Origin of the sequence: Solwaraspora sp. WMMD406 (assembly GCF_029626025.1) — a bacterium.
Lineage (GTDB): Bacteria > Actinomycetota > Actinomycetes > Mycobacteriales > Micromonosporaceae > Micromonospora_E.
Genome location: NZ_JARUBF010000001.1, coordinates 1,049,501 through 1,068,835 on the forward strand (window position 1 = coordinate 1,049,501; position 19,335 = coordinate 1,068,835).

Sequence of the window (19,335 nt, forward strand, 5' to 3'; positions counted from 1 at the left end):
GCTACCCCCGCGTCGCCTCCGCCTTTGAAGCTCTCCAGCGTCTACCAGCCGCGCGACCGCCATTCGGGGAGCGACGGCCGCTCAGCGCCGAGCGTGGTGTCTGCACCGTGTCCCGGATAAACCCAGGTGTCGTCCGGCAACTTGTCGAAGATCTTGCCCTCGACGTCCTGGAACAGGGTGGTGAAGGCGTCGGGATCACCGAAGGTGTTTCCCACCCCGCCGGGGAACAGCGAGTCACCGGTGAACAGATGGGGATGGCCGTCCGGGTCGTCAAACAGCAATGCGACGCCGCCAGGAGTGTGACCGGTCAGCCGGATCACCCGCAACTCGAACGCGCCGCAGGTGATGACGTCGCCGTCATGCAGCAGAACGTCTGTGGGGACAGCGATAGCCGGTGCGTCGGGCTCTCCGGTGTAGGTCGTAGCGCCAGTGGCATCGACCACTGCGGCAAGCGCGTGCTCCCAGTGATCCCAATGTTGGTGCGTGGTTACGACTGCGTCGAGGCGACGGTCGCAGAAGTCGAGCAGAACTTCCGGCTCGTTGGCCGCGTCGATCATGAGCTGCTTGCCGGTCGATCGACAGCGCAGCAGGTAGCAGTTGTTGTCACCAGGCCCCACGGAGATCTTGCTGATGGTCAATGCGGAAAGCTCGCGAAACCCTGGAGCCGCACCGGAGTATCCCGTCATGTCCTAAGAGTACCGATGCCGATCTAGGTGAGCGCCCGTGGTCAACGATCTGCATCGATGACAGTGTGCCCTGGTTCGGCACCCGCAGTCAGACCCTCGCCTGCCGAAAGGCCCGCCCTGCTCTGGACGCGAGTACCTGCGGTGGTCATGATCCAGTTTTGTCGGATGTCTTTACGTGCGGCGGCGCGTCACCGCCCTGGGGAGGTAGGCGGACCATTGCCTGCGTACAGGTGCAGCAGGCCTGCTAACGGCGCAAAACGGCTACAGTCTCCGGATGACCGCTGGAATTATCGTCCCAGGACGCGGTTACGGCCCGCAGGCGCCGTTGCTCCACCTCGCAGGCGAAGCGCTCACCGATCTCGGCGCCACCATCGAGACCATCACGTGGACCGTGCCAGACGGGCTGCTGGACATCGGGCCTGAGCCTTTCGTCAGAGTGCACGTCTCGGCGGCACTGCACCGGCTCGCCGATGCGGAGCCCGGCATGCGACCTGTGATCATCGGCAAGTCGCTCGGAACATACGCCGCCGGTTTGGCGGCTGAGCGGCAACTGCCGGCGATCTGGCTGACGCCACTTCTGTACGACGATGCAGTGACCAAGGCGATCGCCCGTAACCCGGCGCCAGCCTTGCTCGTCGGAGGTACCCGAGATCGGACCTGGGTTTCTGACGCTGCGGCGCGGACGGGCAAGACGGTCCTGTCCATCGAAGGCGCCGACCATGACTTGCGGCCGCTTGGACCGCTGCGGGCTTACACCGAGGCCCTGGGCGCTGTCGGCACGGAAATGGAAAAGTTCCTGTCCCAACTGACCTGACCGCGCGGGCCAGGTCGCGGATGACGGCCAGATCAGGGCAGAGACCGCACAGACGCTCGAGTTCTGCTTGGTGTTCGTCGGTGAGCTTGTCCATCGGCGCATGATCCAGGCCGGTGATGTCCCGGGTCGACGGCGGCGCCGGTGGCACGGGCGCGCTGGCGTGTCGCGACCCCGGACGCTGATCAGCCAGCGGCGCAGTGTCCGCTCTGCACCCTTGTAGCCGCGATCCCGGATCTCGGCCAAGAGTTGGTTCGTGCCGACCGCACCTTCGGCGATGCGTTGGTGCAGGTAGGGCTTGAACGGGTCGAGGATGCTGTCCCGGGCGGTGCCGTTCGGACCGAGCAGGTCCTCGGGGCGGCGTCGGCGTAGCGGCGCACGGTCTTGGGGTCCAGGCCGAGCCTGCGGGCGATCGTGTAGACACCGACGCCCTGCTCGCGCAGGGCGTGGACGTCGGCGTGCCGGGTCCGGGTGCGTTGCTGGCTAGCCATTCCGGCGCCGGCTGGGTCGCCGGTGTCGGGTCGGCCGGGGCTGGCGGTTCGAGCGGCGGCTGCAGGCAGCGGCGGTGATGGCCGACCGCCTTGTTCACCGCATCGGACAGGTTGTGCAACAAGTGCCACCTGTCTGCGACCTGGACGGCGGCGGGTGCGCTGCGGGCGGCGCCTTCGGCGTAGCAGCCAGCCCGGTCCCGACAGATCACCCTCCACACCGGGATGCGCGTCGAGCCAGGCGGCCAGGATGCCGGCGGACCGGTCATCGAGCACCTTGATCACCCGGCGGCTGACCATGTCGACCAGCGCGGTCCCGTAGGTGTGGCCGCGCCGCCAGGCGAAGTCATCCACGCCCAACACTGTTAGCGCGGGAACAGGTGGCTCGGGCAGGGCGCGGACAAGCCGCAGCAACGTCATCCGGCCCACGTAGGGCCCGAGCCGGTCGGTCAGTCGGGCGCCGGCCTGCCCGCCCAATGCCAAAGCGACCGCCTCCATCCCTTGCCGCGCCAACGGGCTGAACCGGCCATGGCGCACGGTCACCCCGTCGATCTGCTCGGCGAAGATCCGGCGTGCGCAGTCGACCAGGGTGCAGAAGAACCGCCGCACCCGCAGGTGCAGTGCGGTCTCACGCCCGGCGACCGGAGCTCGAGCAGCCGTCGCTCGTACCGGCTGTGCACCCGCCGTGACACCGTCGAACAGTCCGGGCACCTCGCCGCGACGCGGCTGGCCCCGGCGTGCACCCGCACCGTCGGTCCTTTGGCCCGCAGCCCGGACAGGTGCGGGAACAGGACGCCGAGAAGCTCCACTATGGCACAAAGCATGGTCTACCATCGACCGCCCACGATCATCGAGACCGTGCCAGAGCCAGTATTCACTGGCCGCCGACACGTCGGTCGACGGTTCGATTCCGTCAGGCGGCTCAGTGAGCGGCCCTGACCAGCAGGTCTGCTGGTCAGGGCCTGATATTTGTCGATGTAGTTTGAATCCCCCGAAAAGCCGCACAAACGTGTGCCGGCTGCGCGCACCTTCGCGAGCCGCCCGGTGCGTACCCGTCGGACCTTGCGGGGGTGACTGCGGCCCACCCACGCTTGACATGGCGTCGACGCACCGGTTTTCTAGACGAGATCGATAGAAATCGATAACTGGTTGGTGTCAGTGGAGGGACAGCCGTGCGTACCCCATCTCACTGGCGCGGCGCCGCCGCGCTGACCAGCACCGCACTCATCGCCGTCACCGCGCTCGGCGCGTCCCCCGTCGCCGCACGGTACGGCGGACCGACTGGCCCAATGACCCCGACCGCGCTCTGGGCCAGCACCAACGGCACCGCGATCAGCCTGACCTGGCAGCAACCGCCCACCGGGCCACGGGTCCACTCCTTCCGGGTGTACGAGGGCGGAGACGTGGTCGCCCGCACCAGCACCACGTCGACGATGATGAACGTGCCCTTCGGCTCGTCGCACGCGTACACCGTCACCGCCGTCGACCGGCACGGGCGGGAGTCGGCGCCGACCGACCCGGTGACCGGCCGCTCCTGGCTCTCCGGGGTCAACCCGGAGTGCCTGCCGACCACGACCCTGCCGATCACCGTCACCGCCGTCACCGCGTCGGCGGTCTCGCTCTCCTGGCCCCGGCACCCGCTCGGCGGCGAACTGGAACTGCGGGTCGACGGCGTCAGTCTGGGCTGGACGTCCCTGACCAGCGCCCGGGTCGGCGGTCTGGCGCCCGCAACCGATCACCAGATCGGGCTCCACCGGTTCAACCAATGCGGTCCCGGATCTACCGAACCGGTCGGCTCGACCATCGCCACGACCGCCGCCGGCGATTCCGCGCGGCCCGCCCCGCCTGCCGGCCTCACTGTCACCGGCCGCACCGACACCACGATCAGTCTGGCCTGGACCGCGCCGGCCGGACCGCCGCCGGACCGGTACGCGGTTTACGACGGCGGCACCCGGGTCGCCGTCAGCGTCGGCACCACGGCCACCGTCCAGCGGCTCTTCCACGCCACCTGGCACCGCTTCACCATCGCCGCGCTCGATTCCGCCGGCAACGAGTCGACGCACAGCCCGGCGGTGTCGGCGGGGACCGAGACCTGCCTGAGCAGCCCGCCCCAGCCGGTCGGGCTGACGGCGACCGTGCTCTCCCCGTCGTCGGTGCGGCTCGGCTGGACCTTCGACGCCACCGCCACCTCGTACACCGTCTGGGACGGTGAGACGGCTGTCGCCACCTCGCGCTACCCGGATACGGTCGTCTCCGGGCTGCGGTCCGCGTCCCGGCATGTCTACCGGGTCAGCGCGACCCTCCCCCAGTCCTGCGGCGAGACCCCACGCTCCGCCCCGGTGCCGGTCACCACCGCACCCGGTCCCACCGCCCGGCCGGCGGCACCGGCGTCGCTCGAGGTGACCGGTAACGCCCCCGGCAACTGGCCCACCGACGCTCGGCTCACCCTGACGTGGTCCGCCTCCACCGGAGGCGAGCCTGCCATCGGCTACCGGGTGTACGAGGGCGCGACCGTTGTCGGCGCGACCGACGGGACCCAGCTGACGCTGGGGGTGGGCGGGGCGACCTGGCACACGTACACGGTGGTCGCTGTCGACGCCGCCGGCAACGAGTCGGCGGCCAGTCCGCCAGTGACCGCCCAAGGCATGTTCTTCCCACCGCCGTAGGGCATTGCCGACGTTCAAGGGGTTCCGGCCGCGCCGTCGTCAGCGCCGAGCCGGCACGACCGTAACGCTGACATCGTCGGCTGGTTGAGGAGATCCAGTCGCTGATGCCGGCCATGCGGTTTCTCGGCCGGATCGGCCGCGTTTGCCGAGGTGGTCTGCGGGTACGCGGCGGGATGCTGCCCAAGTGACCGGGTGGGTCGACCGTCCCGCCCGGCGCGGACCGTACGGGAGGTGCCCCGATGAGCCAACCTCGCGACCAGATGCAGGACCGTGGCTGGGATCCGATCGGTAACCTGCAGTCGCTGTGGTCGGAGCTGAGCCGGACCTTCGGCGGTGACGGAGGCCAGACCGACGTCGAGGTGGAGGACACCGACGACGGCTGGCGGGTGATCGCCCGGCTGCCCGGCGTGGCCCCCGAGGAGGTCGCGGTCGAGGTCGACGGGGCGGACCTGTGCATCCGGGCCCGATCCGAGCAGGAAGTCAACACCGATCACGGGATGCCGGATTCCGGATCGACCGAGCGGGGCTTCGAATACCGGTTGCGGCTGCCCAGCGGGGTGGACGTCCAGCGGATGGACGCGGTCATGGACCATGGGCTGCTCACCGTCGACATGCCGCGAGCCGAACCGGGTGGCCGCCGGTCGATCACCGTCGGCCGGCCGCAGTACCACCAGCCGGCGGCGGGTTCCGCCGCCGCTCGCCCGGACAGCGCCCGGCGTGCCCAGGTCACGACCGACGGGGCCGGGATCGGCGCCGAGGAGATCGACCCGGCGGTCGACCGGGAGCTGCACCATCCGTACGTCACCGAGGCCGACATACAGCGGCAGCAGGCCAGTACGGCGCGATGAGCCCGTACCGGCTCGACACCCAGGACGGCACCGAGAACGGCACCGGCAAGGCGGGTGAAGACCGGGTGCCCGACGTACGGCGGATCGCGGTGTTGCGTGCCAACGCCCTCGGCGACTTCATTTTCGCCCTGCCCGCCCTGACCGCGTTGCGGGCCGCGTACCCGCAGGCGGAGCTGGTGCTGCTCGGCGCGCCCTGGCATGCCCGCTGGCTGGCCGGACGGGCGGTCGCCGACCGACCGGGTTTGGTGGACCGGGTCTTGGTGGTGCCGGCCGCCGACGGGATCCGGGCCCCGGAAGCCGACGAGGCCGACGAGGCCGACGAAGCTGGCGCAGCCGATGATCGGAACGACGGTGGTTCGGCGATGACCAGCTTCCTGGCGGCGGCCCGGCGCGAGGAGTTCGACCTGGCGCTGCAACTGCACGGCGGTGGCCGCAACAGCAATCCGCTGGTCGCGGCGCTCGGTGCCCGGGTGACCGCCGGCCTGCGAGCGGTCGACGCGCCACCGCTGGACCGCTGGATCCGGTACGTCTTCTACCAGCCCGAAGTGTTCCGCTACCTGGAGGTCGCGGCGCTGGTCGGTGCCGATCCGGTGACGGTGATGCCGTCGGTGCCGGTCACCAACGCCGACCGTGCCGAAGCCGACCGGGTGCTCGGACCCGCCGACCGGCCCCGGGTGGTGCTGCATCCGGGAGCCAGCGATCCCCGGCGACGCTGGCCGGCCGACCGGTTCGCGGCCGTCGCCGACGTGTTGACCAGTCAGGGATTCGAGGTGCTGGTCACCGGGATCGGCGCGGAACGGGACGTGGTCGAACAGGTCAGCCGGGCGGCGGCGGGACCGGTGCGTACGGTGGTCGATCAGCTCAGCCTCGGCGGCCTGGCCGGACTGCTCGCCGGCTGCGCCGCCGTGGTGTCGAACGACACCGGCCCGCTGCACCTGGCGGCGGCGGTCGGGACCCCGACGGTCGGCATCTACTGGATCGGCAACCTGCTCAACGGTGCCCCGCCGCTACGTGGCCGGCACCGGCCGCTGGCCGCGTTCACCGTGTACTGCCCGGTGTGTGGGCTGGACTGCAGTCGGGTCGGGTTCCCGGCTCGCGGCGGCGGCACCGGTTGCGGGCACCGGGAGTCGTTCGTCACCGACGTACCGGTGGCCGAGGTGCTGGAGGCGGTCGCGGAGCTAACCGGTTCCGACGGCGCGCAACCGGACCGGCTGCGGAAACAGTTCGCGTACGTCGTCGCCGAGCGGTAGCTGCACCCGGTAGAGCACCCCGGCCGGGACGAGTCCGGTGATCCGCTCCAGGGTGGCGACGACATCGCGGCGCACCGTCTCGGCGTCCAACTCGTGCAGGCCGGTCCGCCGACGTACCTCGTGGATCAGCCGGGTCGCGCCGAGCGTCGACGATGTCGAGGTATCCGTCGTGGCGTCGGGGTCCGGGTTGATGGTCCGGTCGCGGGTCGCGTCCGGATCCGGTCGTACGGCCATGGTCAGCAGTGGCGGCAGTGCGTCGACCAGCAGCGCGGCCTCACCGGCCGGCAGGTGCTCCACCACCGTACGCAGCACCGCGACGTCGAGTTGCCAGGTGGTCGCTTGCCGTTGCAGCCATACCGTCGTCACGGTCTCATCTCCTTCTGCGGCAGCCGCAGTGGTAGCCGCCAGTCAAGGTGGCTGTCGTCCGCTGCGCAACCGGTCGCTCCGGCGTCGGTCGCTTCTTCGTCCGCTCCGGCGTCGGTCGCTGCTGCGGCGTCCTGCTCGTCGAGGAGCAGCTGCCAGCATTCGACCCGCCGGTGGGTGACGGTGGTCGGTGACTCCAGGTGGTAGGCGCCGCTGGGCACGATGCCGGCGCCGCCGTAGCGGCGGATCACCGCCAGCTGGGCGGCGACATCCTCGCCCTGATGGTCCGGCGGCATCCGCGGCCAGAAGTCGAATCCGCCGGCGGCGCTCAGCTTGGCCCGGTCGAACAGCACGCAGCCACCGATCCAGGAGATGCGGTACGCCCGCCATTCGCCGGCCGCGAGGCCGAGTCGGTCGGTGACGTGCAGCAGGTTGGCGGCGGAATGGACTCGGGCCCGCTGCCACTGTGTGGTGCCCGGCCGGATCTCCTCCGGTACCGGTCGGCCGGTCCACTCGACGTAGGCGGCCTGGTCGTCCGGCCGTACGTCGTCTAGATAGGACAACCCGTGTACGGCGTTGCCGACGAACCCGCAGCGCAACTCGTCGAGGGCGGTAACCAGCCGCTGGATCGTTCCCGGCTCCAGCCAGACGTCGTCGTCGAGCAGCAGCACCAGCCGCGCGGTGGAGAGGCTGAGCAGGTACGACCGGTGTTCGGCCAGACCGCGCCGGGGCAGCCGTCGGGTGAGCAGCACCGGGTGACCATGGTGGCGCAGCGCCCGGACCATGGTGGCGGCGGCCGGTTCGGCCCAGGCCGGTCCGGCGTCGGACTGGTCGCTGACGACGACGCCGAACCCGGCGGGTCCCGGCTGCGCGGCCAGCCCGGACAGGGTGGTGGCCAGCTCGGCCGGGCGGTTGCGGGTGGGGATGAGGACGTCGAGCAGACGGTGTTGGCGGAACTCGTCCGGGTCACCCGGCGACAAGGGTCGGCTCATCAAATGCCTTCCGTGGATCCTCAACCCGTGAGGGTCGAATTTCGCTGCTTCAGCAGGGGAGATGTCAAATGCTCCGCCGGGCGTAACGCGGGGTGGTTCGCACCGGCTGGGCCACCCCCGCCGGCTGGGCCACCTCCGCCGGATGGGCCACCTCCGCCGGCTCGGCAATCGGACCGGCCAGTTCGGAGCGGATCCGGTCGATGATCGCCGAGGTGGACCGGTCCGCCACGTACCCGAGGGTGCGGACTTCGCCACCGAGCCGGCGTACCAGCGGCGCCTCGGGCACCATGTCCGGCGGGTAGTCGCCGCCTTTGACGTACACGTCCGGGCGGATCCGCTCGATCAGCCGCGCCGGCGAGTTCTCCTCGAAGACCACGACGTGGTCGACGCAGGAGAGCGCGGCGAGTACGGCGACCCGGTCCTCGACCGGGTTGACCGGCCGGTCCGGGCCCTTCAGCCGCCGTACGCTGTCGTCGGAGTTGACCGCGACGATCAGCAGGTCGCCGAGGGCGGCGGCCTCCGCGAGATAGCCGACGTGGCCCCGGTGCAGCACGTCGAAGCAGCCGTTGGTGAACACGACCCGGGCTCCGGCGGCCCGCCGCCGACGGACCTGCTCGACCAGGTCGGTCTGGTCGATGCCGCCGGTCTGGTCGATGCCGCCGGTCTGGTCGATGCCGCCGGTCTGGTCGATACCGCCGGTCTGGCCGATACCGTCGGACGGGTCGGGGAGCGCGCTGAGCAGCGTTTCCCGGTGGCACACGCAGGTGCCGGTGCCGGTGACGGTCAGCGCGGCGGCGAGTTGCGCGGTGTCGGCGGCGACCGCGAGGTCGCCGCCGGCGACCACGGCCAGGGTGAGCGCGGCCAGGTAGGCGTCGCCGGCACCGACCGCGTGGCTGGCCGGGACCGGCTCGGTACGGCTGTGGTGGATGGTTCCGCTGTCGTCGCCGAGCAGGCTGCCGTCCACGTCGAGGGTCACCGCCACGAGCCGGGCATCGATGGCGGCACGGAGTAGGGGCATGATCCGCCGGGCGCTGGCGGTCCGCGCTCCGCCGCTGTCCGCCGCGCCGGACTGTTCTTCGTCGCTCGGATCACCCTGGCCTGGATCAGTACGGACCGGACCAGGATCGAGCTCACCGACGGCGTCGAGCGCCTCGGCGATGCTCGGTGTGATCAGCGTGGGCCGGAGTCCGATCCATCTGCGCAGGTCATGAGCGTCCAGCGCGACCGTGCCGTAGCGGTCGCGATGCACGATCAACCAGTCGCGGACCGGGTCCGGCAGCCCGCCCAGGCCGTAGTCGCAGATGACCAGCATCGGACGGCGATCCGGTGCTCGAACACCGCCGGCCTGTTCGATCTCGTCGGTGGCGGTGACGATCGCGGCCACGAGCCGCCGCGCCTGTTCCGGGTCGACCGGCCCGGTCGGTCCGCCTTCGTCTTCGCGTACCAGGATCTGCTGGGCCGCCAGTAGACGGCGCTTGACCGGGGTGCGGCCGCCGGGCTGGGCGACCATCCGGTCCTGTACGCCGGCGCGGTGCAGGCACCGGGCCATCTGGTCGCCGGTCGGATCGGTGCCGATCGGCGCGACCAGCAGCGGGCGGGCCCCCAGCGCGGCCAGGTTGACGGCGGTGTTGGCGGCGCCTCCGGCGGCGAGTTGCCGCCGGTCGAGGGCCAGCACCGGGGCGGGTGCCTCTCGGCAGAGCCGGGCCGAGGTGGCGAACCGCCACTCGTCGAGTATGGCGTCGCCGACGACGAGGGCGGGTTGTCCCGTCCACCGGTTGATGAGTCCGGCGACGTGCCGTTTGTCGATGACCGACTGCCGCATGTGCTGCGGGGTGCCCCGGCGGGCGCGGGTCAAACGTTGAGACTGCCTCGCTTTGGGTACTGGCCCGGTGACTACTCGCCCGGTCGGGCATGGTTCGCATCACACGTAATCCCGACCGGATCCCCGTCCGACCTGTTTAGAATGCTTGTAGCAAGCAAACAAATCGGTGGTACGAGTGGGAGTGACGGTGCAGCCAGCCCGGGAGCCGGACGCCGACGACGCCGAACTGATCGCGGTCGGCAAACAGTTCGGCACGTTCTACCGCTCGCTGCACCTGTTCTACCAGCGGATCCGCTTCGATCCTCCGCTGGAGCGGGCGGCGTACACCCTGCTCGTGCGGATCGCCGGCGACCGACCCGCCCGACTCAGCGTGCTCGCCGAGGACCTCGCGCTCGACATCTCCACGGTCAGCCGCCAAGTGGCCGCCCTGGAAGCCGCCGGCCTCGCCACCCGGACCCCGGATCCGACCGACCGGCGGGCCAGCGTCATCGCGCCCACCGAACTCGGTCAGCAGGTGTTCGCCCGCAACCGGGCCATCTGGTTGGCCGAGATCCGGGTGCTGATGGCCGGCTGGACGGCCGCCGAGCGGGCCGAACTCACTCGGCTCCTGACCCAGCTCAACGACTCGATCACCACCCGGTACGGGGGGACGGACCCAGCGGACCGCTGTCTGCGGGTGGAAGGGGAGACACGACAATGACGGTGACCGAGGAACGGGCCGCGCCGGCACTGAGCCGACGGCAGATCATGCTGCTGATGGCGAGCCTGATGACCGGCATGCTGCTCGCCGCGCTCGACCAGACGATCGTCGGGGTGGCGCTGCCCACGATCGTCGGCGAACTCGGCGGGATCAACCACTACTCCTGGGTGGTCACCGCGTACCTGCTGGCGTCCACCGCCTCCACCCCGCTGTACGGCAAGACCGCCGACCTGATCGGCCGCCGACCGGTGTTCCTCTTCGCCATCGGGGCGTTTCTGCTCGGCTCGCTGCTCGCCGGCATGTCGCAGAACATGACCCAGCTGATCGTCACCCGAGGTATCCAGGGCATCGGCGCCGGTGGCCTGATGACGCTGGCGTTCACCATCATCTCGGACGTCGTGTCGCCTCGCGAACGAGGCCGCTACCAGGGACTGTTCGGCGCGGTCTTCGGCTTGTCGTCGGTAACCGGGCCACTTGTCGGCGGCTACTTCGCCGAAACCAACTGGCGCTGGATCTTCTACATCAACGTCCCGCTGGCGATCGTCGCGATGGTCATCTGCTGGTACGTGATGCGGCTGATCCCGTTCCAGCGGCGCGAGCACGCCATCGACTGGCTGGGCGCGGCCCTGCTGGTGTCCGGGGTCAGCGCCATCCTGCTGGCGCTGAGCTGGGGCGGCGTCGAATACGCCTGGAGCTCGCCGGTGATCATCGGCCTCTTCGCCGGTGGTGCCGTGTTGGCCGCGCTCTTCCTGTGGCAGGAGTCGCGGGTCGCCGAGCCGATCCTGCCGTTGACGCTGTTCCGGCTGCCGACCTTCGCGCTGGCCAACGCCGCCGGGTTCGTGCTCGGCCTGGTCATGTTCGGCTCGATCATTTTTATCCCGCTCTATCTGCAGATCGTCAAGGGTGCCTCGCCGACCAGCAGTGGTCTGCTGATGTTGCCGATGATGGTCGGCATCATCGTCACCTCGGTGGTCGCCGGCCGGGCGATGACCCGCTACGGCCGCTACAAGTGGTTCCCGGTCGCCGGGGCGGTGTCCCTGGTCGTTGGCAGTCTTCTGTTCACCCAGCTGGAGGTGCGCAGTTCGCTGTGGATGGCCTTCGTCTGCATGCTGGTGATCGGCGTCGGACTCGGTCTGTCGATGCAGTCGCTGGTGCTGGCCGTACAGAACGCGGTCTCCATGCGGGACCTCGGAGCGGGCACCTCGGCGGTGACCTTCTTCCGTTCGCTCGGTGGGTCGTTCGGGGTGGCGATCCTCGGTGCCGTGCTCAACTCCCGGCTGACCGGCGAGCTGGCCGAGCGGATGCCGTCGGCGATCAGTGAACTGCCGCCGGATCAGGCCGCGCAGGTGGCGTCGGCCGGCGGGGCCGAGATCTCGATCAACGAGCCGTCGGCCATCCTCGCCCTGCCGGAGCCGGTCCGGGCGGCGATCCAGTACGCCTTCGTCGACTCGCTGCACACCGTCTTCCTGGTGTCCGGGATCGTCGCGATCGTCGCGGTCGTGATCACCCTGGTGCTTCCGGACGACGAACTGCGCGGCAATTTCGAACCGGCCGACGGCGGCCCGAAGTTGTCCGAGGAGTCCAAGGACCAGGCCGCCGCGCAGATGGAAGCCCGCTCACAGACGATGATCTGATGGTTCGGCGGGCGCCGACCAGGTAGCCGACCAGGTAGCAGGCCACCACCGGGTGGCCTGCTACGGAGGGGTCAGTCGAGCACGAGCTGGCCGCCTACTTGAGCACGAGTTGGCCGGAGTGTTCGAAGGCGGCAAGGTCGGCGAGCGTCTCCGACACCGTCGGCGCCAACGGCCGGGGCAACGCCTGCGGCGGGAAGAAACCGGCGTCGGTGGTCTCGTCGGTCACCCGCAGCAGGTCGCCGCTGAAGCCGTCGACCAGGAAGCAGGTGACGAACAGCTGGTAGGTGTCGGCGTACATGTTGGTGAAGGTGTAGTCCGGGTTGGTGTGCAGGGCGAACGGCGTGACGCCGGCCGCCCGTAGCCCGGTTTCCTCGAAGACCTCGCGGGCGGCGCAGTCGGCGATCGACTCGCCGAGTTCCATCGCGCCGGCCGGCAGCGCCCAGTGCCCGTTGTCGGAGCGCTGGATCAGCAGCACCTGGTCGGTCGCGTCGCGCAGCACGCAGCGGGCACCGACGAACATCAAGGTCCGGCTGCCGGCAAGGGACCGCAGCTGACCGAGGTAGGAATCCGCCCACGAGATGCTGGCCATGGGTCCACCTTAGGCGAACCGTATCCGGGACGGCCGCCGTCAGCGTGCCTGTGGATAAAGCTGTGGAAAACCCGTGGGCTGTGGAAAACCTGTGGAAGCTGGCGGACAACGGTTGCTTAGTTCTGCTAGTCTTTCACGTGTAAGAATAATCTGACACATGAAAGACAAGTCCTGAAGGAGAGCGATGGACCCGGCTGCGCCCTCCGGTGACGAGCTGGTCGACAAGCTGGCGGCGCTGGCCAACCCGTTGCGACTGCGGATCGTCGCCAGGCTCGCCGCCGGCCGGGACTACGTCAGTCACCTGTCCCGCGAGATCGGCATCAGCCGCCCACTGCTGCACATGCACCTGCAGCGACTGGAGGCCGCCGGCCTGATCACCGGCAGCCTGGAGCTGTCCGCCGACGGCAAGGCCATGAAGTACTACGAGGTCGTCGACTTCGACCTCCAGTTGAACCCGGCCGCGATCGCGCAGGCGACGGCCACCCTCACCGAACCGGATCCGGCCAACCCGGGTCCCGCCCGCAAGGAGAAGTCCTGATGTACGTCTTCGCCGCCGAGAGCGGCACCACCTGGCCGGACGTCGTGTTCGTCCTCGGCGTACTGGCCCTCGGCGTCTTTCTGATCGTGGTGGTCCTGGCCACCCTGCACGAGTTCCGTAAGACCAAGGTGCTGGCCAGTCAGGAGGAGGCGATGCGCCAACTCGTCCGCCGCTACGAGCAGCTCGCCGAGAACTCCCTCGATGCCCAGCAGCGGGTCGCCGCCGATCTGTCCGAGCTGCGGTCGCGGACCAACTCGATCGAGCAGATCCTGCGGACCGTCGAATGAGCGCCGATCCGATCACCCCGATCGCCCCGACCACCGGCCGGGGCGCCGCTGCCGGCACCATGCTCGCGGCGGTCCAGGACCGCTACGGCTCCGCCGACGTGCTGACCGTCCGGCCGGTGCCGCGTCCATCCATCAAGGACAAAGACCTGCTGGTACGGGTACGAGCCGCCTCGGTCAACTATGCCGACATGGTGCTGATGACCGGTCAGCCGTACGCCGCCCGACTCGCCTTCGGCCTGTCCCGCCCCAAGACCACGATCCGGGGCCGGGACGTCGCCGGCGACGTCGTCGCGGTCGGCGCGGCGGTGTCCGGGTTCGCCCCCGGTGACGAGGTCTACGCCGAGATCGAGACCGGCAGCTTCGCCGAGTACGCCGCCGTACCGGCCGCCCGCGCCTGGCACAAGCCGACCACCGTCAGCTTCACCCAGGCGGCGACCGTGCCGGTGGCCGGGGTCACCGCCTGGCAGGGGCTGCGCGACCACGGTCGGGTCCAGCCCGGCCAGCGGGTATTGATCAACGGCGCGTCCGGTGGGGTCGGCACCTTCGCGGTGCAGATCGCCAAGGCGCTCGGCGCGCAGGTGACGGCGGTCTGCAGTACCCGCAACGTCGAGTTAGTCCGCTCGCTCGGCGCCGACGACGTGATCGACTACACCCGCGCCGACTTCACCCGTACCGGCCGGCGGTGGAAACTGATCTTCGACGTGGCGGGCCGGCACCGGCTGGCCGACTGTCGGCGAGCGCTCGCCCCGCGCGGCACGCTGATGCTGTGCGGCGGCAAGGGCGGGCCGTGGCTCGGCCCGATGGGCCGGATCGCCGGGGCGACGCTCTGGTCGCCGTTCATCGGTCACCGGCTGGGTGGGTACCTGGCGAAGCCAGACCAGCGGTCGCTGCGTGAACTGACCGAGTTGATCGAGGCCGCCGTGGTCGTGCCGCAGGTCGAGCGGACCTTTCCGCTGGTCCGGGCGGCGGAGGCGATGCGGGTCTTCGTCGACGAGCATCCCCGGTCGAAGTTCGTCGTCGAGATGTGAAGCGCTATCCGGGTACTGGTGATCGACACGCGGTGACTCGGGCCGGGGCGCGGGGCAGGGCCGGCGATGGGTCAGACTTGTCGACGTGGCCGGGTCCGGCCAGGGGCGGCGGCGGCGGAGGTGGCGGCGTGCGGTGGAGTCGGGTGGCCTGGCTGCTGACGGCTGTCGCCGTGGTGGCCAGCGGTTGCGGGTCGACGCCGGAGCCGCCGGCTGAGCCGGCTGCCGCGCCGGCTGCCGAGCCGGCGCGGTCGACCGGGTCGGCGCCGTCGGTGGGTCCCGAGCGGGCTGACGTCGGCTCGGCCCAGCGGCTGCGGGTCGAGGTGCTGGACCGCTATCCGCACGACACCGGTGCCTTCACCCAGGGGCTGGAGATCGACGACGACGTGGTCTACGAGGGCACCGGCCAGTACGGCGAGTCCGAGCTGCGGATCGTGGACCTCGACACCGGGGCGGTACGCCAGCGGGTGAGCCTGCCGGACACCGTGTTCGGTGAGGGCATCACCGTGCTCGACGACCGGGTCTGGCAGATCAGCTGGCGGGACGGGATCGCCTACGAGCGGGATCCGGAGACCCTCGCTGAGCGTCGTCAGGTGCGCTACGAGGGTGAGGGATGGGGCATCTGCCACGACGACGCCGCCGACCGGCTGATCATGAGTGACGGCACCGACCAGCTCACCTTCCGGGATCCGGAGACGTTCGTGGCCACCGGTACGGTGTCGGTGACCCTCGATGGCGGGCCGCTACGTGACATCAACGAGTTGGAATGTGTCGGCGGCGCGGTCTGGGCCAACGTCTGGCGTACGGACCGGATCGTCCGGATCGATCCGTCGTCCGGGCAGGTGGCCGCGCAGGTCGACGCCGCTGGTCTGCTGACCGGTGCCGAGCGGGCCGGTACGGATGTGCTGAACGGGATCGCGGCGGTGTCCGGCACCGACGAGTTCCTGCTCACCGGCAAGTACTGGCCGACGCTGTTCCGGGTCCGTTTCGTCCCCGCTTCCTGAGGTTCCCGCCGGTCGTCGACTCGTCCTCGTGGCGCCGCTGGGTCGCCGTGGTCGCCCGGCGACAGGTCAGTGTGGTGGCCCGGCGACGGTCAGCGTGGTGGCCCGGCGACGGCGCGCAGCGCGATGTCGACGGAGGCCTGCAGTTGCTCGCGGCTGGCACCGGCCGCCGCTTGGACGGCGTGGCCCTCGCTGAGCGCCATCACGAACCGGGCCAGGGCCCGGGCGTCCACGTCCTCGGGCAGGTCGCCGTGCTCGGCCGCGCGGGACAGCCGTTCGGCGACGGCGGCTTCGGTGGCGGCCCGGCCGGCGGCCAGCATCTCGGAGATCCGGGTGTTCTCCGGCGAGCAGCTCAGGCCGCCCTGGATGGAGAAGCAGCCGGCGGGGTGGCTGTCGGCGGTGAGGCCGTCGGCGCTGGCGCGCAGGAACGCCTCTATCGCGGCGTAGGCGGTGGGCTGGTCGAGCGCGGTGTGCACGGCGGCCAGCTGGGTGTCCTGGTAGCGGGCGAGGGCGCGCTGGAACAACTGCTCCTTGCTGCCGAACGCGGCGTACAGGCTGGGTCGGTTGATGCCCATCGCGGTGGTGAGCGTGCTCAACGAGGCGCCTTCGTAGCCGTACCGCCAGAAGACCTCCGTGGCCCGGTCGAGGACGGCCTCCTCGTCGAAGGCGCGCGGTCGGCCGGCGGGGTGCGTCCCAGTGCCCATGGCTTCACTCTACCGCTCGGTACAGATCGTGACCGGGCTCACCAACCGATCGGTACAGAATATGCTACGGTTTCTCCGACCGATCGGTACAAAAGGTGGGCCGACCGGATCCGCCACCGCTGGGAGGAGACACGCATGTCAGTCGTACTGGTCACCGGTGCCAACAAGGGTCTGGGCTTCGAGACCGCCCGGCAGCTTCTCGCGTTGGGCCACACCGTCTACCTGGGTGCCCGCGACATCGAGCGCGGCGAGCGGGCCGCCGCGACGCTGGGCGCGCGGTTCGTGCGACTCGACGTCACCGACGACGCATCGGTACGCGAAGCCCTGACGGTGGTCGCCTCGGCCGAGGGCTGCCTCGACATCCTGGTGAACAACGCGGGCGTCCTCGGACTCGACGCCGCCGACGGGCCGGCGGCCCTGCGGGTGTTCGACACCAACGTGGTCGGAATCTACCGTGTCACCGAGGCGGCGTTGCCGCTGCTGCGCAAGTCCGCGAACGCCACGGTGGTCACGGTGTCGAGCAGCATGGGTTCCTTCTGGGCGGTGACCAATCCGCAGCGCCCGGAGTTCGGTATACCGGCGGCGCTGTACGCGGCGTCCAAGGCGGCGGCCACCATGCTCACCGTCCAGTACGCCAAGTCCGAGCCGGGCATCAGATTCAACGCGGTGGAACCCGGCTTCACCGCCACCGACATGACGGCCGCCATGGCCGGTGGACGGCCAGCGGCGGAGAGCGCCCGGATCATCGTTCGCTGGGCCACCCTCGACGCCGACGGTCCCACCGGGACCTTCCACGACGAGTCCGGTCCGTTGAGCTGGTAACGAGCAGGAGAGGGCTGGCGACGGGACAGGGGAGGACCGTGACTGACCGGCCGAAGGCACAGACGGCGAAGACGACTATCGGGATGCCTGGCTCCGGCACGCACATCAGAATCGTGACGAGTTGATCGTCAACCTAAGGAAAGGCATGCCGTGTGATCCAGCTCTGACCCCCGTACCCCCGCTTTGACCTGCGGATTGGTCATGCTAGCTTGCCGACATGAAAACCGTTACCGTTTCGGCTTGCCTCTCCCTGGTGCTGGCGGCCACCCTGGCCGGCTGTGCCAGCGACAGCCCCGGTGACGGGGACACCAGCAACGACGCGGCGTCACCCGGCACCGGCACCCAGATCACGAACTGCGGTGCCACCCTGACCATCACCGAGCCCCCGCAGCGCGCGCTCGCCATGGAACAGAACGCCACCGAGATCCTGCTCAGCCTCGGTCTGGCCGACCGCATGATCGGCACCAGCTATCAGACCGACCCGGTGCTGCCGGAACTCGCCGACGACTACGCTGACGTGCCGGTGCTCGCAGACCTCTACCCCAACCGTGAAGCGGTCCTCGACGCCGCACCCGACTTCGTCTACTCCACCTTCACCTCCGCGTACGGCCCGGACGCCGCCGGCGCGCGCGCCGACCTCGCCGCCCTCGACATCCCGGCCTACCTGTCCCGGTTCGCCTGCGAAGACCCGGCGACCGGCGAAGCGGAAGTCGACTTCGACGGCATCTTCGCCGAGATCACCGAAATCGCCACCATCTTCGGCGTCGCCGAACGAGGCGAGCAGCTCGTCGCCGAGCAGCGGGCCCGCCTCGACGCGGCCACCTCCTCGGCCGCCGGCCAGTCGTCGGCCGACACCGACCTGCTCTGGTACTACTCCGGCACCGCCACCCCGTACGTCGCCGGCTCCGGCGGCCTGCCCGCCGCGATCAGCGCCCGACTCGGCGTGACCAACGCCTACGGCGACGCCGACCAGACCTGGCCGGCCGGGAGCTGGGAAGATATCGCCGCCCGCAACCCCGACGTGATCGTCCTGGCCGACCTGACCAGGGGCGGTGACGGTGACAGCGCCCAATCGAAGATCGACTTCCTGCGCGGAAACCCGACCACGGCGCAACTCGACGCGGTCAAGGCGGGCCGGTTCATCACCGTCTCCGGATCGTCGATGGACCCGTCCGTTCGTAGCGTGACCGCCGTCGAGGCGGTCGCCGCCGGCCTGAAGGAGCTGACCGACTGATGACCGACCTGAAAACCGACCCCGCCGACCTCGCCGGCCTCGCCACGGACCCGGCCGACCTCGGTACGGACACGTTCACCACAGCCGACGCCCGTCGGCTGCTCGACCTGTGGGACACCCAGCAGAACGCGTACGTCGCCTACCGGGAGAACCGCTTCCAGGTGATGCTCGACGTGCTGCGGCTGCACTTCGGCGACGGCCCGATCACCGTACTCGACCTGGCCTGCGGACCCGGTGCCATCTCCGACCGGGTGCTCACCGCGCTCCCCGACGCCCGCTGCGTCGCGGTCGACTACGACCCGATCCTGCTGCGGATCGCCACCGCGGCCCTGGCCACCCACGGCGACCGGGCAGGCGTCCACGACCTCGACCTGGTCAGCGACGACTGGGCCAGCCGGCTCGGCGTCGACCACGTCGACGCGGTGCTCAGCTCCACCGCCCTGCACTGGTTCTCCCCGGCGCAACTGCTCGCCGTCTACACCGCCGCCGCCGGGCTGCTACGGCCCGGTGGCATCCTGCTCAACGCCGACCACCTGCGGTTCGGCCCGGACGCCCCGACCCGTCAGGCCGTCGCGCGGCGCCACGACGAACGGACCCAGCGGGACGGGTTCGCCGCCGGGGCGTTGCGCTACGACGCCTGGTACGCCGAAGCCGCCCGTACCTCGGCGCTCGCCGACCTCGTCGCCGAACGGCAGCGCCGCTTCGCCGACCGGCCGCAGCAGCCGGACTCCCCGCTGGAATACCACCTCGCGGCCCTGCGCACCGCCGGGTTCGCCGAGGTCGGCACCGTCTGGCAGTACCTCGACGACTACGTGGTCTTCGCCCGGCGATGACCGTCGCACCGTCGCGGCGACCAACGACACCGTTCCGGAACG

General features: G+C 70.3%; 20 protein-coding genes. 13 read left to right on the top strand and 7 right to left on the bottom strand.

Annotated features, from left to right (window positions below):
• Nucleotides 1-41 precede the first annotated feature (41 nt).
• Nucleotides 42-686 (bottom strand): MBL fold metallo-hydrolase, encoded by a 645-nt coding sequence (locus tag O7632_RS04740; protein ID WP_278111744.1) that lies wholly within the window; start codon nt 684-686, stop codon nt 42-44.
• A gap of 274 nt (nt 687-960) precedes the next feature.
• Here O7632_RS04740 and O7632_RS04745 point away from each other — a divergent pair, with 274 nt between their 5' ends.
• Nucleotides 961-1,500, top strand: coding sequence for an alpha/beta hydrolase (locus tag O7632_RS04745; protein WP_278111745.1), 540 nt, complete (start codon nt 961-963; stop codon nt 1,498-1,500).
• A 182-nt stretch (nt 1,501-1,682) separates the two neighbouring features.
• Here O7632_RS04745 and O7632_RS04750 read toward each other — a convergent pair whose 3' ends face one another.
• Nucleotides 1,683-2,696 carry a hypothetical protein gene (locus O7632_RS04750; RefSeq protein ID WP_278111747.1) on the bottom strand — a complete coding sequence of 338 codons (1,014 nt, stop codon included), beginning with the start codon at nt 2,694-2,696 and terminating at the stop codon, nt 1,683-1,685.
• A 461-nt stretch (nt 2,697-3,157) separates the two neighbouring features.
• Here O7632_RS04750 and O7632_RS04755 point away from each other — a divergent pair, with 461 nt between their 5' ends.
• The 3 genes from O7632_RS04755 to O7632_RS04765 all read left to right on the top strand — a co-directional run bounded on the left by O7632_RS04755 (nt 3,158) and on the right by O7632_RS04765 (nt 6,749).
• Nucleotides 3,158-4,651, top strand: coding sequence for a fibronectin type III domain-containing protein (locus O7632_RS04755; RefSeq protein ID WP_278111748.1), 1,494 nt, complete (start codon nt 3,158-3,160; stop codon nt 4,649-4,651).
• Between the two features lie 239 nt (nt 4,652-4,890).
• Nucleotides 4,891-5,499 (top strand): Hsp20/alpha crystallin family protein, encoded by a 609-nt coding sequence (locus O7632_RS04760; RefSeq protein WP_278111750.1) that lies wholly within the window; start codon nt 4,891-4,893, stop codon nt 5,497-5,499.
• Entirely contained in the window at nt 5,496-6,749 is a 1,254-nt protein-coding gene (locus O7632_RS04765) for a glycosyltransferase family 9 protein (protein WP_278111752.1), read from the top strand. The genes O7632_RS04760 and O7632_RS04765 overlap by 4 nt, the downstream gene beginning before the upstream one ends.
• Here O7632_RS04765 and O7632_RS04770 read toward each other — a convergent pair.
• The 3 genes from O7632_RS04770 to rfaE2 all read right to left on the bottom strand — a co-directional run bounded on the left by O7632_RS04770 (nt 6,678) and on the right by rfaE2 (nt 9,926).
• Nucleotides 6,678-7,115: a DUF2267 domain-containing protein gene (locus O7632_RS04770; protein ID WP_278111754.1), complete on the bottom strand. Its 438-nt coding sequence runs from the start codon at nt 7,113-7,115 to the stop codon at nt 6,678-6,680. The genes O7632_RS04765 and O7632_RS04770 overlap by 72 nt on opposite strands.
• Nucleotides 7,112-8,104, bottom strand: coding sequence for a glycosyltransferase family A protein (locus tag O7632_RS04775; protein ID WP_347403557.1), 993 nt, complete (start codon nt 8,102-8,104; stop codon nt 7,112-7,114). The genes O7632_RS04770 and O7632_RS04775 overlap by 4 nt, the downstream gene beginning before the upstream one ends.
• A 64-nt stretch (nt 8,105-8,168) precedes the next feature.
• Entirely contained in the window at nt 8,169-9,926 is a 1,758-nt protein-coding gene (gene rfaE2, locus O7632_RS04780) for a D-glycero-beta-D-manno-heptose 1-phosphate adenylyltransferase (protein ID WP_278119831.1), read from the bottom strand.
• A 181-nt stretch (nt 9,927-10,107) separates the two neighbouring features.
• Between rfaE2 and O7632_RS04785 the strand changes: the two genes are divergently transcribed.
• Nucleotides 10,108-10,626, top strand: coding sequence for a MarR family winged helix-turn-helix transcriptional regulator (locus O7632_RS04785; protein WP_278111756.1), 519 nt, complete (start codon nt 10,108-10,110; stop codon nt 10,624-10,626).
• Nucleotides 10,623-12,260, top strand: a complete 1,638-nt coding sequence (locus O7632_RS04790; protein WP_278111758.1) for an MDR family MFS transporter — start codon at nt 10,623-10,625, stop codon at nt 12,258-12,260. The genes O7632_RS04785 and O7632_RS04790 overlap by 4 nt, the downstream gene beginning before the upstream one ends.
• Nucleotides 12,261-12,354: 94 nt before the next feature.
• Here O7632_RS04790 and O7632_RS04795 read toward each other — a convergent pair whose 3' ends face one another.
• A complete protein-coding gene (locus O7632_RS04795; RefSeq protein ID WP_278111759.1) occupies nt 12,355-12,849 on the bottom strand; it encodes an NUDIX domain-containing protein in 495 nt (164 codons plus the stop codon).
• A 184-nt stretch (nt 12,850-13,033) separates the two neighbouring features.
• Between O7632_RS04795 and O7632_RS04800 the strand changes: the two genes are divergently transcribed.
• The 4 genes from O7632_RS04800 to O7632_RS04815 all read left to right on the top strand — a co-directional run bounded on the left by O7632_RS04800 (nt 13,034) and on the right by O7632_RS04815 (nt 15,703).
• Nucleotides 13,034-13,387, top strand: coding sequence for a winged helix-turn-helix domain-containing protein (locus tag O7632_RS04800; protein WP_278111760.1), 354 nt, complete (start codon nt 13,034-13,036; stop codon nt 13,385-13,387).
• Nucleotides 13,387-13,674, top strand: a complete 288-nt coding sequence (locus O7632_RS04805; protein WP_278111761.1) for a hypothetical protein — start codon at nt 13,387-13,389, stop codon at nt 13,672-13,674. The genes O7632_RS04800 and O7632_RS04805 overlap by 1 nt, the downstream gene beginning before the upstream one ends.
• Nucleotides 13,671-14,702 carry an NAD(P)-dependent alcohol dehydrogenase gene (locus O7632_RS04810; protein ID WP_278111763.1) on the top strand — a complete coding sequence of 344 codons (1,032 nt, stop codon included), beginning with the start codon at nt 13,671-13,673 and terminating at the stop codon, nt 14,700-14,702. Before O7632_RS04805 ends, O7632_RS04810 begins: the two co-directional genes overlap by 4 nt.
• A 128-nt stretch (nt 14,703-14,830) precedes the next feature.
• Entirely contained in the window at nt 14,831-15,703 is an 873-nt protein-coding gene (locus O7632_RS04815) for a glutaminyl-peptide cyclotransferase (RefSeq protein WP_278111764.1), read from the top strand.
• An 89-nt stretch (nt 15,704-15,792) separates the two neighbouring features.
• Here the strand turns inward: O7632_RS04815 and O7632_RS04820 are convergent, their stop codons facing one another.
• Nucleotides 15,793-16,404 carry a TetR/AcrR family transcriptional regulator gene (locus O7632_RS04820; protein ID WP_278111766.1) on the bottom strand — a complete coding sequence of 204 codons (612 nt, stop codon included), beginning with the start codon at nt 16,402-16,404 and terminating at the stop codon, nt 15,793-15,795.
• A gap of 135 nt (nt 16,405-16,539) precedes the next feature.
• Between O7632_RS04820 and O7632_RS04825 the strand changes: the two genes are divergently transcribed.
• From O7632_RS04825 to O7632_RS04835, 3 genes are all read left to right on the top strand, one after another.
• Entirely contained in the window at nt 16,540-17,226 is a 687-nt protein-coding gene (locus O7632_RS04825; RefSeq protein ID WP_278111768.1) for an SDR family NAD(P)-dependent oxidoreductase, read from the top strand.
• A gap of 217 nt (nt 17,227-17,443) precedes the next feature.
• Nucleotides 17,444-18,460 (top strand): ABC transporter substrate-binding protein, encoded by a 1,017-nt coding sequence (locus O7632_RS04830; RefSeq protein ID WP_278111769.1) that lies wholly within the window; start codon nt 17,444-17,446, stop codon nt 18,458-18,460.
• Nucleotides 18,460-19,293 (top strand): class I SAM-dependent methyltransferase, encoded by an 834-nt coding sequence (locus O7632_RS04835; protein ID WP_278111770.1) that lies wholly within the window; start codon nt 18,460-18,462, stop codon nt 19,291-19,293. The genes O7632_RS04830 and O7632_RS04835 overlap by 1 nt, the downstream gene beginning before the upstream one ends.
• The last annotated feature ends 42 nt before the right edge of the window (nt 19,294-19,335 follow it).